Here is a 15434-nt window from a genome sequence, read left to right on the forward strand (position 1 = left end):
GTCTTGGTTTGTTTTAAAATTATTTAAATTGGAAATTAGAGTGTTAACATAAAATTATCCCCCCACAAAAAGTGGGGGCTTGATTGAAAAAACAAAATTCTGTATTAAATTTTAAATTAAAAAATTTTGGGAGTTTTATTATGGATTTTGATAAAGTTATTGAAAAAATAAGAGATATAATCGTTGGAGAAATAAAAGCAGAGCATGATAAGTTTAAAAGTGAGATTACAGGGCAGATAAATGGTATCATTTTAGCTATAAACGGCTTTTCAACAACCATTGAATCTATGAACATAAGACTTTCCAATGTTGAAAACGATATCCGTCAAATACGTGAGGAGTTAAGAGAAACCAACAAAAGAATTGATGAAACCAATAAAAGAATATACGATGTTAGAACTGAACTAACAGAAAAAATTGACAGTGTTAGAACTGAGTTGACAGCAAAAATAGATGAAACCAACAAAAGAATCGATGACACTAATAAAAGAATAGACGATGTTAAAAGGGAACTAACAGAAAAAATCGACAGTGTTAGAACTGAGTTGACATTGAGAATCGACGAAACTAACAAAAGAATCGATGATACTAATAAAAGAATTGACGATGTTAGAACTGAACTAACAGAAAAAATTGACAGTGTTAGAACTGAGTTGACAGCAAAAATAGATGAAACTAACAAAAGAATTGACGATGTTAGATCTGAACTTACGGGAAAAATTGACAGTGTTAAAACTGAACTGACATTGAGAATCGACGAAACCAATAAAAGAATTGATAATGTTAGGTCTGAGTTTACTACGAAAATCGATGATGTCAGGATAGAGTTAAAAACCGAAATTCATCAGAATACAAAAAGATTAGATGAATTAAACAAAAGAATGGACCACATTTATTTTGAATTAGCTGATATGAAAGTTCAACTAAAAGAAGCTTTGGAATTAAAAAAATTTACAGAAGATGTTGTGTTGAGAATAGAAAGACTTGAAGCTAAAGTTTTTGAATAATACCACCACCCAGTAAAATATCGTCTTGGTAAACGGCTAATATTTGACCAGGGGCAAATTTCTGCTGTTTCTGTTTAAAGTGAAATGTTATACTTTTTTCATTAATATCAAACGACTTTACTTCCACCGGATTTTGTTTATATCTTCCTTGAATCATTATTTTTTCCCATTTCTCTATAGGAACTAAAAAGTTAAAATCCGTAACTACTACTTTATCTGTAAGTAGATATTCTTTTTCTCCTACTATGACCGTGTTATTTTCTGGATTCTTATCTAAAACATAAAGAGGTTCTTTCCATGATACATTTAATCCCTTTCTTTGTCCTATAGTGTAAGATTCTAAACCTTTATGCTTTCCAAGAACTTTTCCAGACACATGAACTATGTATCCCTCTTTTAATGGAATGTTTAAACTTTTAAAATACTCTTGTGGAGTTTTTCCGGCTGTAAAACAGATTTCAAAACTTTCTAACTTTTGACTTACCGGAATTTTACTTTTTTCTGCTATTTTTCGGACTTCTTCTTTTATATATTCTCCAAGAGGAAAAATAAGCATATCTATAACTTCTCTTTCAACTAAAGCTAAAAAGTAAGATTGGTCTTTTTGAATATCTTTACCTCTTTTGATAACTTTTAAGCCATCTAAGATATCTGTTTTTATGTAATGACCGGTTGCTAAAAAATCCGCTTTTAAAACTTTTTTTGCATATTTTGCAAGAAGTCCTGTTTTTACATCTTTATTGCAGATACTACATGGATTTGGGGTTAATCCGGATTGATATCCTTTAATAAAATAATCAATAACTTTATCTTTAAAGATATCTTGCCAATCTATGACATAATGTTGGATTCCAAGAAATGATGCGACTTTTTTTGCATCTAAAATATCCTTTGTAGAACAGCATACTTGTTTATCAAGACTACACTCATCTAATTCTGATAGCTTTAAAGTAATTCCTACAACTTCATAACCTTGTTCTTTTAAAAGAAATGCGGCAGTGGAGCTATCTACTCCACCACTAAGCCCTACAACTACCTTTTTCAAAACACCACCGATTATCTCAGATATTGGTTGTTAATAATCTATAACAGATTTTTTTAATCTCAACTTATTTAATGAGTTCTCCCATTTTGAATATCGGTAGATAAAGAGCAATTAGGATAAATCCTACTATTCCACCGATAACAACCATCATTAAAGGCTCTAAGGTAGAGATTAATGCATCAACCTCCCTATCAACCTCATCTTCATAAAAGTTTGCTATTGTATCAAGCATTTCATCTAATCTACCGGAATTTTCTCCTACAGATGCCATGGCTGTAAACATTAAAGGAAAATATTTTTTATCTAAAGACTGACTAAATGGTTTTCCTTTTTCAACTTCTTCTTTTGTTTTTTGTAAAGATTCTTCTATTAAGATATTTCCAACTGTGGTGGCGGATATTTCTATAGCTCTTATTATTGGAACTCCACCATTTATCAAAGTTGCAAAAGTTCTAGCGAATTTAGCAAGTGCTCCTTTATGAAGTATTTTTCCTATTAAAGGTATTTTTAAAAATAGATTGTGGTAAAATTTCTTCCCTTGGTATGTTTTGTATATCTGTCTATTTATAAAAGCAAATGCAACAATAAATGCGATTAGAAAAACTATGTTTGACTTTAGGTTGTTACTTATATTTATTAAAACCTGTGTCAGGAATGGTAATTCTCCACCCATGCTACTGTATATTTCCGCAAAAGTTGGTACTACAAATGTTAAAAGTCCTAAAACTATTAAGGTTGCTATAACTAAAACTGCTGTTGGATACCAAGATGCACTTTTGATTTTTCCTTTTATTGCAGCTAACTTTTCGTAGTAAACGGTTGCTCTTTTCAAAGTTTCGTCTAATTTACCTGATTCTTCCGCTGCTGCCATTAGGTTTATTAAAAACGAAGGAAATACATCTTTGTGTTTTTCCATTGCTTTAGACAAGGACACTCCTGTTACAACATCATCTTTGACTTTAATTAAAGCTTCTTTCAATGTTGGATTTGGAATTTGTTCAGCTAGTATTTCAAGGGCTTGAACTATACCTATTCCGGCTCCTATCATTGCTCCAAGCTGTCTTGTGAATATCGCTAAATCTTGTTCTTTTACTTTTTTCTTAAAAAGTTTTATTCCACCGGATTTACTTTCTTTTTTTTCTTTCACAGATTTTATGTTTATTTGAATATCAGTAAATCCTTGATTTTTCAAAATTTCTTCCGCTTCTTCAACGGAAGATGCTTCTAAAATTCCTTTTCTTTTTACGCCGTATTTGTCTCTTGCCGTATATGTTATTTTCATTATCTAATCCCCATGGCTTGAACCATTCTTTTCAGCTCTTCTGGTTCTGGAGATACTTTAAACGCATCTTCTAATGTTATTAATTTTGATTTTAAAGCTTTAAGTAATGATTGGTTCATCGTTTGCATTCCGGATTCTGCTTGTCCTGTTTGCATCAACCCATATATTTGGTGTATTTTGTTTTCTCTTATAAGGTTTCTTATAGCCGTATTTGGTACCATTACTTCGTGGATTAAAACCCTTCCACCACCAATTTTAGGAAGTAATCTTTGAGATATAACCCCTTGTAAAACAAAGCTTAGCTCTGTCCTTACTTGGTCTTGTTCTTCCATTGGAAAAACGTTTATTATTCTGTTTATTGTTTGAACTGCTGTGTTTGTATGAAGTGTACCAAATACAAGGTGTCCTGTTTCTGCAGCTGTCAAAGCTGCTCTAATTGTTTCCAAATCCCTCATCTCTCCTACAAGGATAACATCAGGGTCTTCCCTTAATGCATACTTTAACGCTCTTGCAAATGAATCTGTATCAGTTCCAACCTCCCTTTGAGCCACTTTTGATTTTTTATGTTGATATACGTACTCAATAGGGTTTTCTATGGTTAGGATATGGTACGGGAAATTTGAGTTTATATAATCTATCATAGAGGCTAAAGTAGTTGTTTTACCTGACCCTGTAGGTCCGGTCACTAAAACAAGTCCCATTGATAAATGACATAAATCCTTAACCTTAGGAATAAGTCCCAATTCTTCCATTGGCTTTATCTCATAAGGTATTCTTCTGAGTGCTGCAGCAACTGTTCCCCTTTGATAGTACACGTTAACCCTAAATCTACCTATCCCTCTAATACCAAAAGAAAAATCAACCTCTTTTTGTTCTTCAAATGTTCTTTTTTGCTTTTCATTCATAAAAGAATATATCAAATTTTGAGAATCTTTTGGTGTTAAAACCGGATAGCCGGGTAAGGGAGTTATTTTTCCATCTACTCTCACACAAGGGGGTAATCCGGCTGTTATATGAATATCTGAAGCTTTTCTTTCAACTGCATCTTTTGCTATCTCATCTATTGATAAGTTTTTTAATGTTTCTCCGTTCATTATCCTCTCCTAATTTATTTCATCAACACCCTTTCTATCTCTGCTATGTCTGTTAAACCTTTTTTCATCTTTATTAAACCATCTTTATAAAGAGTTTTCATACCTTGCTGTACTGCATAATCTCTAATATCATCAGCACTTTTTCCGGATATAATCAACTTTCTAATATCATCTGTTAACTTTAATATTTCATGGACTGCGGTTCTTCCTTTATAACCTGTTCCATTACATTTTTCACATCCTTTTGGATTATGAACAAAAAATTGTCCTTCTTTTATATCTTCGTCAGAAAAACCAAAACTCTTTAGTAATTCTGGTGGGTAGTTGGCAGGTTGTTTACAGTTACTACAGAGTTTTCTTATTAGCCTTTGAGCTACAATGGTATGGACAGCTGTAGAAACTAAAAATCTATCTACACCTATATCTATAAGTCTTGTTATTGTAGATGGAGCATCGTTGGTATGTAGTGTAGAAAAAACAAGGTGTCCTGTTAAAGCTGCTTTTACAGCTATTTCTGCAGTTTCTCTATCTCTTATCTCTCCAACTAATATAATGTCAGGGTCTTGTCTTAAAAATGACCTTAAAACAGCTGCAAATGTTAACCCTATTTCTTCTTTTACTTGGACTTGGTTGATACCAAAGATTGACACTTCTACCGGGTCTTCTGCTGTCATAATGTTAACATCATCTTTATTTCTTTCCATTAAAGCGGAATATAATGTTGTGGTTTTACCTGAACCAGTTGGACATGTAACAAGAACCATACCCCAAGGTGAATATATTCCTTCTCTAAATATCTTTAAATCATCATCTTCAAAGCCTAAATCTTCTAATTTTACATTTAGATAACTTTCAGCATCTTGAATTCTCATAACGATTTTTTCACCATAAACAACAGGAAGAATAGAAACTCTTAAATCGTATTTTTTTCTATTAACAATTATTCTTATTCTTCCATCTTGAGGTAGTCTTTTTTCAGAGATATCAAGATTTGCCATTATTTTATACCTTGCAGCTAAAGCATCTTTAACAGAAGGAGGATATTCTGCTACAGTTTTTAAAATACCATCTATACGATATCTTACCCTTAAAACTTTTTCCATAGGTTCTATATGAACATCTGAAGCTCCTTTTCCTATAGCATCTACAATAATAGCTCGTGATAACTTAACTATGGGACTTTCTTCCGCTTCTGATGAAATTTCTTCCAATCTTTGTTCTTTCGCTTCCTGTTCCTCCGATACTTCTACATCTAACTTAATTTCTTCAAGCATACTTTTTGCAGGCATTAAAGCCAAAATCTCTCTGTAGAGATTTTCTATTTCTGATAAAGTTGCTATATAAACATCTACAAATTTAACACCTGTAAAAAACTTTATTTGATTTATAGAATCTTTATCCGTTGGATTTAACATGGCTACTTTTAGAGTATTGTTTTCATAGGCGAATGGGACAATTTTATTCTTTGTCATAAACGAAGGAGTGATTTTTTCTAAGATACTTTTTTCTATATCTATTTTATGAACTTCTTTATCAAAAGGTTTATAACCCAAGAACTTTACAAAAAATTCTTTTACCTTATTTTCATCTGCTATTTTATCTTTAATGAGGTATTCTAAAACTTCTGTAAATGTCTTTTTTGGATTTATATTGGGATTCCCTCTAACTTTTTCTACTGGAATAATCCCTGCATCAACCATTTTCCTTAAAACAAGGAAAACTCTTCTTTGCCCTTGATTATCCTGCATCTTTTACCTTCATAAAGTTTTTATAATATAATATACAACAAAAAATTTCCGGAGAGCCAAAGCTTGTTAAAAAGGATAAAAAGGATTCTCATCGCTAATAGAGGAGAGATTGCAGTCAGAGCAATAAGGTCCATAAGAGAACTTGGTGGAGAGAGCGTAGCGGTTTATTCAGAAGGAGACAAAAACTCCATCCATAAAGACCTTGCAGATATATCTATCTGTATAGGGGGTCCACAAGCTTCACAGAGTTATCTCAACATCCCTGCAATTTTATCTGCAGTTGATTTGGTTCATGCTGATGCTATCTATCCAGGATATGGATTTTTGGCAGAAAACCCCAATTTTGCTGCCATCTGTGAAAAAAGTAATATAAAGTTCATAGGTCCCTCTTCTTCAACTTTGAGGTTAACAGGAGATAAAGCGGCTGCAAGAGAAGCGGCAAAAAAAGCAATGGTTCCTATCATTCCAGGAAGTCCTCCTGTAAATGAGCTTAAAGATGCTTTAGAAATAGCATCAAAGATTGGTTATCCTGTTTTAATAAAGGCTGCTGCCGGTGGTGGTGGTAGAGGAATGAGAGTTGCTCATAATCCCCAAGAATTAACAAGACTTTTACCATTAGCCCAAAGAGAAGCGGAAAGTTCATTTGGCGATAAAACTGTTTACATAGAAAAGTTTATAGAGAATCCAAAACACATAGAGATACAAATTCTTGCAGATGAGCATGGTAATGTTATTCATTTAGGAGAAAGGGAATGTTCAGTTCAAAGAAGACACCAAAAACTTATAGAAGAATCTCCTTCTCCATTTATAGATGATAACATAAGAAAAGAAATGGGAGAAGCAGCTATAAGATTCGCAAAAGCCGTAAACTTTACCGGAGCCGGAACTGTTGAATTTATAGTAGATAAAGATAAAAACTTTTACTTCATAGAGATGAACGGAAGAATTCAAGTTGAACATCCAGTTACAGAAATGGTTACAGATGTTGATATAGTATCATGGCAACTTAAAATTGCCGATGGACAAAAATTAACATTATATCAAGATGATGTTAAAATAAACGGACATGCAATAGAGTTTCGAATAAATGCAGAAGATCCACAAACGTTTACTCCATCTCCAGGAAGGATCGAAAAACTTTATTTACCCGGAGGGTACGGTGTAAGAGTTGACACACACATATATCAAGGGTATCAGATACCACCATACTATGACTCTCTGATAGCAAAACTTATAGTTTGGGGAAAAACAAGAGAAGAAGCTATATCAAGAGCAAAAAGAGCATTAAGTGAGTTTAAAATAGAAGGGCTTAAAACGACAATCCCTTTCCACCTACAAATACTTGAACATAAAGAGTTTTTAAAAGGAACATACACAACATCGTTAGTAGATAGAGAATTTTTAAAATGATAGTAAGAATATTAACAGTTGGACCTTTAGCAGAAAACTGTATTATAGTGTACGATGAAAAAAGTAAAGACTGTGTAATAGTAGACCCTGGAGCAGATGGAGAAGATATATTAGAAGAAGTTGAAAATTTAAATGTAAAAGCTATATTAGCTACCCATGGACATTTAGACCATGTAGGACAAGTGGGTTTTTTAAAAGAAATGTTGAACATACCATTTTATATGAATGAAAAAGATGAGTTTTTAATAAATAACGATATATTTCCTGGATTTGCTTTTATGTTAAAAGCTACAAAATGCCCATCTCCGGATTTTTATATAAAAGATGGAGATATCTTAACTTTTGGAAGTTTAGAACTTACAGTTATGGAAACACCAGGACACACACCTGGAAGTGTTTGCTTTTATAATGAAAAAGAAAAAGTATTAATCAGTGGAGATACATTATTTGCAGGAAGTGTTGGAAGAGTTGACCTTCCCGGAGGAAACCCGCAAGAAATGGAAAAATCTTTAAAAAAATTGATGGAACTTCCGGAAGAAACGGTAGTGTATCCAGGACATGGTGGGAAAACAACGATCGGAAAGGAAAAAAGGACAAACCCATTTATAACAGGGATTTTCAAATTAAAATGGTAAACATAGGAACCCACGTTTCATCCTCAAAATCTTTGGACCTTGTTTTTGATAGAGGAAAGGAGATAGGAGCAAAAAGTATCCAATTTTTCCTAAGGTCTCCAAGGTCCTGGAACTGGATAGAAAGAAAAGACAAAGAGAAGGAAATCTTTTTAGAAAAAAGGAAATCTTCCGGAATAAATCCGGTTGTAGTTCATGCATCTTATCTATTTAACCTTGCTTCTTCAGATGATGAACTTTTTAGTAAATCTATAAACTCCATTATAGAAGAGTTAAAATTATGTGAAGAACTAAAAGTAGATTACTATGTGATACATGCCGGAAAAACCAAAGGAAAATCTAAAGAGTTTGGTATAAAGAGAGTAATAAGCGGATTAGAAAAAATATTTGAGAAAGTTGATATAAAGGATACAACTTTTCTAATAGAAACATTAGCTGGTCAATCGGGAGGAGTTGGTTCAACATTGGAAGAAATAAACCAGTTATTAGAACCTTTTAAAAGCATAAAAATAGGTGTTTGTTTAGATACTTGCCATATATTTGCATCTGGATATCCGATACATACAGAGGAAGGATTTGCTTTTTTCAAAGAGATTTTAAATAAAATAGTTGGATTAGAAAAAGTAAAGGTGATACACTGTAACGACTCAAAAGCACCTTTTAATTCCCATAAAGACAGACATGAGCATATAGGAAAAGGGTTTATTGGACTAAAAGGATTTGAAATGTTTATAAACGATGAATTTTTTAAAAAAGTACCTTTTATTCTTGAAACTCCAAAAGAAGGAAATATGGATATAATAAATATGAAAACTTTATACTCTCTTGTGCGTCCGTAGCTCAGTGGATAGAGCATCGGTTTCCGGGGCCGAAGGTCGCAGGTTCAAATCCTGCCGGACGCGCTTTTAGAAATCGCCTCTTTCAAATATTTTCTTAAATTTTCTTCAGTAAATGCCCCATAAATTACAGCAAGCTTTTTACCACTTGGACTTAGAATATAAGTGGTAGGAGTTCCCATTATTGGAAATATTACCTGATTTTTAGGATTGTTAGCGTATATTGGAAAATCTTTATCTTTAAAATTATTTTCCTTTCCATCAATAGCAAAAGCGATGACAACAACTTTATCTTTAAAATCCGTCTCTTTCAGCACTTTTTTAATTACAGGAATTTCAGCCATACAATGGCCACACCTATACGCCATAAAATTAACTAAAACGATTTTGTTTTCAGGTAAATAAACCGGATTTCCGGATTTATCTAAAAGAATTACTTTTTTAGATTCAGCGAAAGAAAGATAAACAATCATTAAAACAAAAAATACTATTTTTCTCATCTTTAAATCCTATCCTGTATCCGGATTACCTTTCCTAAAATGTTAATAGAGGTAAAATCTTCTTCCTTAACCTTCGTTTTTTTCTCACCTTTTACATCCGAAAGTATAACTAAATCTCCTTTTTTTTCAACAAATCTAAACATTCCCCACTTTCCTTTCTCTTTAAATAGAATAATGTCCTGATAAGCTATACTTAAAGGAGGAACTTTACCTATTAGTATCCATAAATTTTTCACTTTTAACCAAAAAGTATTCTCTTTAAAATTTTCCACATTTTCTATAACTAATAAACTTGTCCCTATCTCTTCAACTTCCTTTAAGTTACCATTTTCTAAAACTTCGTAAGCTTTTAGATAAACTTTGACTTCTTGATTATGCAAGTTTTTTGGTTGGAATTGTCGCATTTCTTGTTTGCTCTTTTAGAATATTTATAGACTGAGCAACCATAAAAAAAGCATGTTCTAAGTTTATCAAAGCTGCTTCAAAATCTTTGTCCTTTGTTTCAAATCTTAACTTTCTAACCTCTTTGAAAAGCTCATCAACATTTGTTCCAAGTTCGTAAGCTAATGTAAAAACTCTTGCGACTAAATCATCCAATTTTTTTCTTTCTATATCCGTCATATTTTCTCCTTTTTAAAGCCTCAGATTTAGTTCTACCCATAAAGGAAAATCTTTCTCATAAAGCTGAGTTAATTCTTCTTTTGTTATATTCAAAGTTTTCATTACTATCTCACTTACTCAATTAATGACAGTAGTAAATTTAGTCCATCAGATGAACCAAGCAATGGCTCACAAGCTCTTTCAGGATGTGGCATAAGTCCAAATACGTTAAATTTTTCATTACATACACCAGCTATATTTGATATTGAGCCGTTTGGATTTGTATTTTCATTTACATTTCCATCTTTATCACAGTATCTTAGTATTATCTGTCCTTTTTCTTCCATCTTTTTTAAAGTTTCTTCATCAACAAAATAATTACCATCATGGTGGGCTATAGGTAGTTTTATAACTTGACTTTTACTCAACCTTTTTGTAAAGGGTGTTTTATCGTTTTCTACTTTCAAATACTGATGTTTACATACAAATCTTCCATGGTTGTTTGGAAGTAATGCCCCAGGAAGAAGGTGTGCCTCTGTAAGAATCTGAAAGCCATTACATATACCTATTACAAACTTGCCTTTTTCAGCAAACTCTTTTAAAGCGTTAGTTAAAGGAGTGTGAGATGCAATCGCTCCGGGTCTTAAATAATCTCCAAAAGAAAAGCCACCTGGAACTACAATACAATCAAACTTTTCTATGCTAGACTCTCTATAATCTACAAATTCGACTTCTTTTTTTAAAATATCCCTTATTACATAGTAAGTGTCATAATCACAGTTTGACCCCGGATAAACAGCTACACCAAACTTCATTTTACTACTCCACTACTTCAAATTCATAATCTTCTATAAGGTCATTTACAAGTGCTTTTTTAGCCATCTCTTTAGCTTCTTCTATTGCCTTTTCCTTATCTTTATTCTCAATATAAACCTCTATATACTTACCGACTTTTACATCCTTAACATCACTAAAACCAAGAGATTTTAAACTTTCCGATACAGCCCTTCCCTGAGGGTCCAATACTCCTTTTCTTGGCTTAATATAAAACTTTATAAGCATAAGATACCTCTTTGAATCAAAAATTTTGGAAAATTATACCATATCTATGATAAAATGGTGCTATGAGCATATTAAACATATTTAAAAAGAAAGAAGAAGACGAAAAATATATAGATAAAGAAACTGGAGCGTATAACAGGGACTACATATCAGTTGTAGAAAAAGATTTTTTAAAGAAAAAATATGCATTTATTTTAATCGATGTAGATAACATGTCTAACTTTGTCAAAGTTTACGGTCCAGAGTTTGCAAGTATAATCCTAAGAGATATTGTTAGTCTTATAAAAAGAATCATACGAGAAAACGACAAAATAATAAGGGTAGGAGATGATGAGTTTTTAATTTTAATAGAAAAGGATGAAAACTATGTTAGCATTTTAGGAATTGCGGAAAAAATAGTTGAAAAAATTTCAATAAATCCCTTTTTTATAATAAAGGATAAAGTTAAAATTACTGTTTCGGCAGGATTACATATAAATGCAGACAAAGATAAAAGTTTTGAAGAAGCATTTAAAAAAGTAGATAAAGCTCTACTAATGGCAAAAAATAAAGGAAAAAATCGTGTTGAAATATATAAAGAAAATAACTTTAATATCTTTGACAAAAGACTTTCAGACATAAAAGATGCCATTGCTGAAAATAGAGTTATTTGCTTTTATCAACCAATATTTAATGTTCAAACATTTAAAACATTCAAATTTGAAAGTTTAATAAGAATAATAACTTCTGAAAAAAAATTGATTCTTCCGGGAATGTTTCTTAATCTTATTAAAGATACTCATATTTACAAAGATTTAACTAAAAAAGTAATTGAATTTAACTTATCTATAATTAGTAAAAAACAGATAGATGTAAGTATAAATTTACTACCTTCAGATATAATTGATGAAGATATTTTAAAATTTCTCTTATTCATTGGTAAAAATTTTAGAAAGAAAATCACGATAGAACTGTTAGAATCAGAAAGTATAGAAAATTATTCAATATTAAAAGAAAAAATAAACATTTTAAAAGATGCCGGATACAGCATTGCCCTTGATGATTTTGGAAGTGGATATTCAAACATTTTACATATAGTAGAATTAAATTTTGATTACCTCAAAATCGATGGTCAAATTATAAGAAAAATAGATAAAGATAATATTTCATATTCCGCTGTAAAAGCTATAAAAGGATTAGCCAAAGAACTAAACATTCCGACAGTTGCAGAATTTATATCCTCTCAGGAGATTTTCAACAAAATTAAAGAATTGGATATAGATTTTGGACAAGGAAATTTCTTTAAAGAACCAATTCATCCGTCTGATATTCGATAGTTTTGATTAATGTTTCTCTATCGATAGTTGCTGTTCCTATCTCTCCTACCACATATCCAGCTGCATAGTTAGATATTGTTGCACTTTCTTCCCAAGAAGCACCTGATAATTTCGATAGTGTTAAAACTGATATTACCGTGTCTCCTGCTCCAGTTACATCAAAAACTTTTTTTGCTTTTGCAGGAATTTTTATAACTTTTTCATCTTCAAATAAAGCCATACCTTCCGGACCAAGGGTTATAATCAGCTGATTTAAGTTTAACTGATTCATTATCTTCTTACCTACTTCTTCAACAGACAAAGATTTGTCGGATTTAGAACCTTCATAAGCTTCTTTTTTATTTGGTGTCATAATTGTAATACCTCTGTAAAGGTAAAAGTTTGTTGGTTTTGGGTCCACGAATACAGGTTTTCTAAGAGATTTAATATAATCCATCACTTTCTGATTTATAACTCCTTTACCATAATCAGAAACAATAAAGCCATCAACTTCTTTTTCAATCTCTTTGATGGAGTTTATGAGATACTGTTGTATCTCTTCATTTAAAGGTTCTCTATTTTCCCTATCTATTCTTATAAGTTGTTGGCTTACAGCTATCACTCTGGTTTTTTCTATTGTAGGGCGTGAGCTGTCTATTGTTAAAATCGGAATGATACCTTTTTCTTTTAGTAAGCTTTGTATTATTTTTCCATTTTCATCATTCCCTATAACACCAATCATATACGACACAGCATCGAGAGATGCAATATTGTTTGCTACGTTGGCTGCACCACCTAAGGAAACCGTTTCTTTTTTTACATCCACCACCGGAACAGGAGCTTCCGGGGATATTCTCTCAACATCACCCCAGAGATACTTATCCAAGATGATATCACCAATTACGGCTATCTTTAATTTATGAAAGTTTGATATTATTTCTTTAGCTCTTTTTAGATTTATCATGGGAACAATGGTAAATGTTGCAGACAGTAGTTTTCAGGTTTACCCAACAGTATGTTCATATTTTGAACTGCCTGAGATGATGCACCTTTCGAAAGGTTGTCAATCGCAGATGTTATAACAGCCATTTTATTTTTTTCATCGTAATCAACGTATATATCACAAAAATTAGTTCCTATAACTTCTTTTATTCTTGAAGGTCTTTCTTGAAGTCTTATAAAGTATTCGTCTTTGTAAGTTTGATAGTACAAATCTTTTAAATCTTTTTTTGATATGTCTACTTCAACAGTTATGGTAGATAACATTCCTCTTGATATTGGAATGATGTGGGGAGTAAATCTTATTGAAATATTTTTACCGGTAATGTTTTTCACTACATCTTCCATTTCTGGGGTATGTCTGTGTTTTGTTAGGTTGTAAGCATAAACGTTAGAGTAGCCTTCTGGATACATAAAGTCTTCTTTTAGATGTCTTCCGGCTCCAGATATTCCGGATAAAGCGTTAACGATAATAATACTATTTTCTTCAATTAAGTTATTCTTTAAAATAGGGTATAGTCCCAAGATGGTTGCTGTTGGATAACATCCGGGGTTTGCTATCAGTTTTGCTGATTTTATACTTTCTCTATACACTTCCGGAAGTCCGTAAACTGCTTTACTTAACAAATCTTCAAATTTATGTTCAAAGTTGTAGTAGTTAGGGTAAATTTTAGAATCTTTTATTCTATAAGCAGCTGAAAGGTCTATTACAGTTTTTCCATTATCGTAAAGCTGTTTTGCAACTTCTAAAGATGCATCGTGTGGAAGACATAGAAAATATATATCAGAAGATTTAAAATCTAATTCTTGGCTAAATACAAGATTTTGATTTTTAGATTTATTAAAAACAGGAAAGACATCTTTTAATGCCCTTCCTGCATACTGCCTTGATGTTACCTGATTTATCTTTATTCCTTGATAATTTTCTAAAATTCTCAGTAGTTCTAATCCTGTATATCCGGATGCACCGGCTATAGCAACGTACATTGATATTAACGTTTAGACCATCTGTATTTTGCTCTTGCACCCATTTGGTTGTATTTCTTACGTTCTTTAATTCTAGCGTCTCTTGTCATCAATCCGGCAGATTTTAATGCAGGTCTTAATGATGGATTGTAAGACTCTAAAGCTTTTGCTATTCCGTACATAACAGCTTCAGCTTGAGCTGGTTTTCCACTACCTTTAACTGTAGCGTAAACATCAAATTTACCAAGTGTTTCCGTAACTACGAAAGGATGGTTTATTTTTGCCATTAAAATATCTCTTTCAAAATAGTCCTTGGCATTCCATTCTTTTCCAGAAGCACTTCTAACAATAACTTTACCTTCTCCTGGCATTATCCATACTCTTGCAATAGCCTCTTTCCTTCTTCCGGTTCCATAAAATGAGTTATTAGGGTCTATTTTTATTGTCTTTTCCATATTTCCTCCTTATAATGCTTTCCAGAGTTTTGCTAACTCTTCAAGAGATTTAGGATTTTGGGCTGTATGGTTATGTTCTTCACCTGTGTAAAGTTTCAATCTTTTCATGTATCTTTTCTGTAATTTGTTTTTAGGAAGCATCCTTTCAACAGCAAGCTCTAAGGCTCTTGTTGGTCTGTTTTCTATCATCCACTGTAATGACCTAACCTTTAATCCACCTGGAGTGTTTGTATGGAATTTGTACTCTTTATCTGTAAGTTTTTTTCCTGTTACTGTAAACTTATCAGCATTTAACACTATAACGTAATCTCCACAATCTACATCTGGTTGAAAATAAGGCTTGTGTTTTCCTCTTAAAACGTTTGCAATTAAAGATGCAAGTCTTCCTAAATTCTTTCCTTTAGCGTCTATCACATACCAATCTCTTTTAACATCTTCTTTGCGAAGATAGAATGTCTTCATTCTTCTGCTCCTCTCTTTTAAAAATTCAAAACAGTATTATA

Annotated in this window: 18 protein-coding genes and 1 tRNA gene; 6 read left to right on the forward strand and 13 right to left on the reverse strand. The window is 32.1% G+C overall.

The genetic code is table 11. The features are described from left to right. Positions 1-140 precede the first annotated feature (140 nt). On the forward strand, positions 141-1007 hold the full coding sequence (locus NE054_RS03500) for a hypothetical protein (protein ID WP_297888576.1): 867 nt from the start codon (positions 141-143) through the stop codon (positions 1005-1007). On the opposite strand, the gene mnmA is transcribed toward NE054_RS03500, so the two are convergent. From mnmA to NE054_RS03520, 4 genes are all read right to left on the reverse strand, one after another. Continuing rightward, entirely contained in the window at positions 991-2052 is a 1062-nt protein-coding gene (gene mnmA, locus NE054_RS03505; protein ID WP_297888578.1) for a tRNA 2-thiouridine(34) synthase MnmA, read from the reverse strand. The genes NE054_RS03500 and mnmA overlap by 17 nt on opposite strands. A gap of 64 nt (positions 2053-2116) precedes the next feature. Then, on the reverse strand, positions 2117-3334 hold the full coding sequence (locus NE054_RS03510; RefSeq protein WP_297888581.1) for a type II secretion system F family protein: 1218 nt from the start codon (positions 3332-3334) through the stop codon (positions 2117-2119). Next, positions 3334-4428 (reverse strand): type IV pilus twitching motility protein PilT, encoded by a 1095-nt coding sequence (locus NE054_RS03515; protein WP_297888583.1) that lies wholly within the window; start codon positions 4426-4428, stop codon positions 3334-3336. The genes NE054_RS03510 and NE054_RS03515 overlap by 1 nt, the downstream gene beginning before the upstream one ends. A 14-nt stretch (positions 4429-4442) precedes the next feature. Next, on the reverse strand, positions 4443-6176 hold the full coding sequence (locus tag NE054_RS03520; protein ID WP_297888586.1) for an ATPase, T2SS/T4P/T4SS family: 1734 nt from the start codon (positions 6174-6176) through the stop codon (positions 4443-4445). Between the two features lie 63 nt (positions 6177-6239). Between NE054_RS03520 and accC the strand changes: the two genes are divergently transcribed. The 4 genes from accC (at position 6240) to NE054_RS03540 (ending at position 9120) form a co-directional block, all read left to right on the forward strand. Next, a complete protein-coding gene (gene accC / locus NE054_RS03525) occupies positions 6240-7586 on the forward strand; it encodes an acetyl-CoA carboxylase biotin carboxylase subunit (protein ID WP_297888589.1) in 1347 nt (448 codons plus the stop codon). After that, complete coding sequence (locus NE054_RS03530; RefSeq protein WP_297888592.1) at positions 7583-8221, forward strand: MBL fold metallo-hydrolase; 639 nt, start codon at positions 7583-7585, stop codon at positions 8219-8221. Before accC ends, NE054_RS03530 begins: the two co-directional genes overlap by 4 nt. Further along, positions 8215-9057, forward strand: a complete 843-nt coding sequence (locus NE054_RS03535) for a deoxyribonuclease IV (protein ID WP_297888595.1) — start codon at positions 8215-8217, stop codon at positions 9055-9057. The genes NE054_RS03530 and NE054_RS03535 overlap by 7 nt, the downstream gene beginning before the upstream one ends. Beyond that, positions 9048-9120 (forward strand) — tRNA-Arg (locus NE054_RS03540). Before NE054_RS03535 ends, NE054_RS03540 begins: the two co-directional genes overlap by 10 nt. Here NE054_RS03540 and NE054_RS03545 read toward each other — a convergent pair. The 5 genes from NE054_RS03545 to purS form a co-directional block, all read right to left on the reverse strand. Then, positions 9102-9554, reverse strand: coding sequence for a TlpA disulfide reductase family protein (locus NE054_RS03545; RefSeq protein WP_297888598.1), 453 nt, complete (start codon positions 9552-9554; stop codon positions 9102-9104). The two genes, NE054_RS03540 and NE054_RS03545, sit on opposite strands and share 19 nt — an antisense overlap. 2 nt (positions 9555-9556) lie before the next feature. Continuing rightward, positions 9557-9934, reverse strand: a complete 378-nt coding sequence (locus NE054_RS03550; RefSeq protein WP_297888601.1) for a hypothetical protein — start codon at positions 9932-9934, stop codon at positions 9557-9559. Continuing rightward, positions 9927-10175, reverse strand: coding sequence for a hypothetical protein (locus NE054_RS03555; RefSeq protein ID WP_012673812.1), 249 nt, complete (start codon positions 10173-10175; stop codon positions 9927-9929). The genes NE054_RS03550 and NE054_RS03555 overlap by 8 nt, the downstream gene beginning before the upstream one ends. Before the next feature lie 113 nt (positions 10176-10288). Then, the gene (gene purQ, locus NE054_RS03560; protein WP_297888607.1) at positions 10289-10969 is read right to left on the reverse strand and encodes a phosphoribosylformylglycinamidine synthase I; all 681 of its coding nucleotides are present in this window, start codon (positions 10967-10969) and stop codon (positions 10289-10291) included. 4 nt (positions 10970-10973) lie between these two features. Beyond that, on the reverse strand, positions 10974-11216 hold the full coding sequence (gene purS / locus NE054_RS03565) for a phosphoribosylformylglycinamidine synthase subunit PurS (protein WP_297888610.1): 243 nt from the start codon (positions 11214-11216) through the stop codon (positions 10974-10976). Positions 11217-11278: 62 nt separating this feature from the next. On the opposite strand from purS, the gene NE054_RS03570 reads away from it, so the two are divergent. Continuing rightward, complete coding sequence (locus NE054_RS03570; protein ID WP_297888613.1) at positions 11279-12532, forward strand: EAL domain-containing protein; 1254 nt, start codon at positions 11279-11281, stop codon at positions 12530-12532. Here the strand turns inward: NE054_RS03570 and rfaE1 are convergent. From rfaE1 to rplM, 4 genes are read right to left on the reverse strand one after another with little or no spacing between them, the layout of a single operon-like run. Then, positions 12498-13475: a D-glycero-beta-D-manno-heptose-7-phosphate kinase gene (rfaE1, locus tag NE054_RS03575; protein WP_297888616.1), complete on the reverse strand. Its 978-nt coding sequence runs from the start codon at positions 13473-13475 to the stop codon at positions 12498-12500. The genes NE054_RS03570 and rfaE1 overlap by 35 nt on opposite strands. Further along, a complete protein-coding gene (gene argC, locus NE054_RS03580) occupies positions 13472-14497 on the reverse strand; it encodes an N-acetyl-gamma-glutamyl-phosphate reductase (protein WP_297888619.1) in 1026 nt (341 codons plus the stop codon). The genes rfaE1 and argC overlap by 4 nt, the downstream gene beginning before the upstream one ends. A 5-nt stretch (positions 14498-14502) precedes the next feature. Then, the gene (rpsI, locus tag NE054_RS03585; RefSeq protein WP_297888622.1) at positions 14503-14931 is read right to left on the reverse strand and encodes a 30S ribosomal protein S9; all 429 of its coding nucleotides are present in this window, start codon (positions 14929-14931) and stop codon (positions 14503-14505) included. 9 nt (positions 14932-14940) lie between these two features. Further along, positions 14941-15393, reverse strand: a complete 453-nt coding sequence (gene rplM / locus NE054_RS03590) for a 50S ribosomal protein L13 (protein WP_297888624.1) — start codon at positions 15391-15393, stop codon at positions 14941-14943. Positions 15394-15434 lie beyond the last annotated feature (41 nt).

It is taken from the genome of Sulfurihydrogenibium sp., assembly GCF_027448985.1.
Lineage (GTDB): Bacteria > Aquificota > Aquificia > Aquificales > Hydrogenothermaceae > Sulfurihydrogenibium.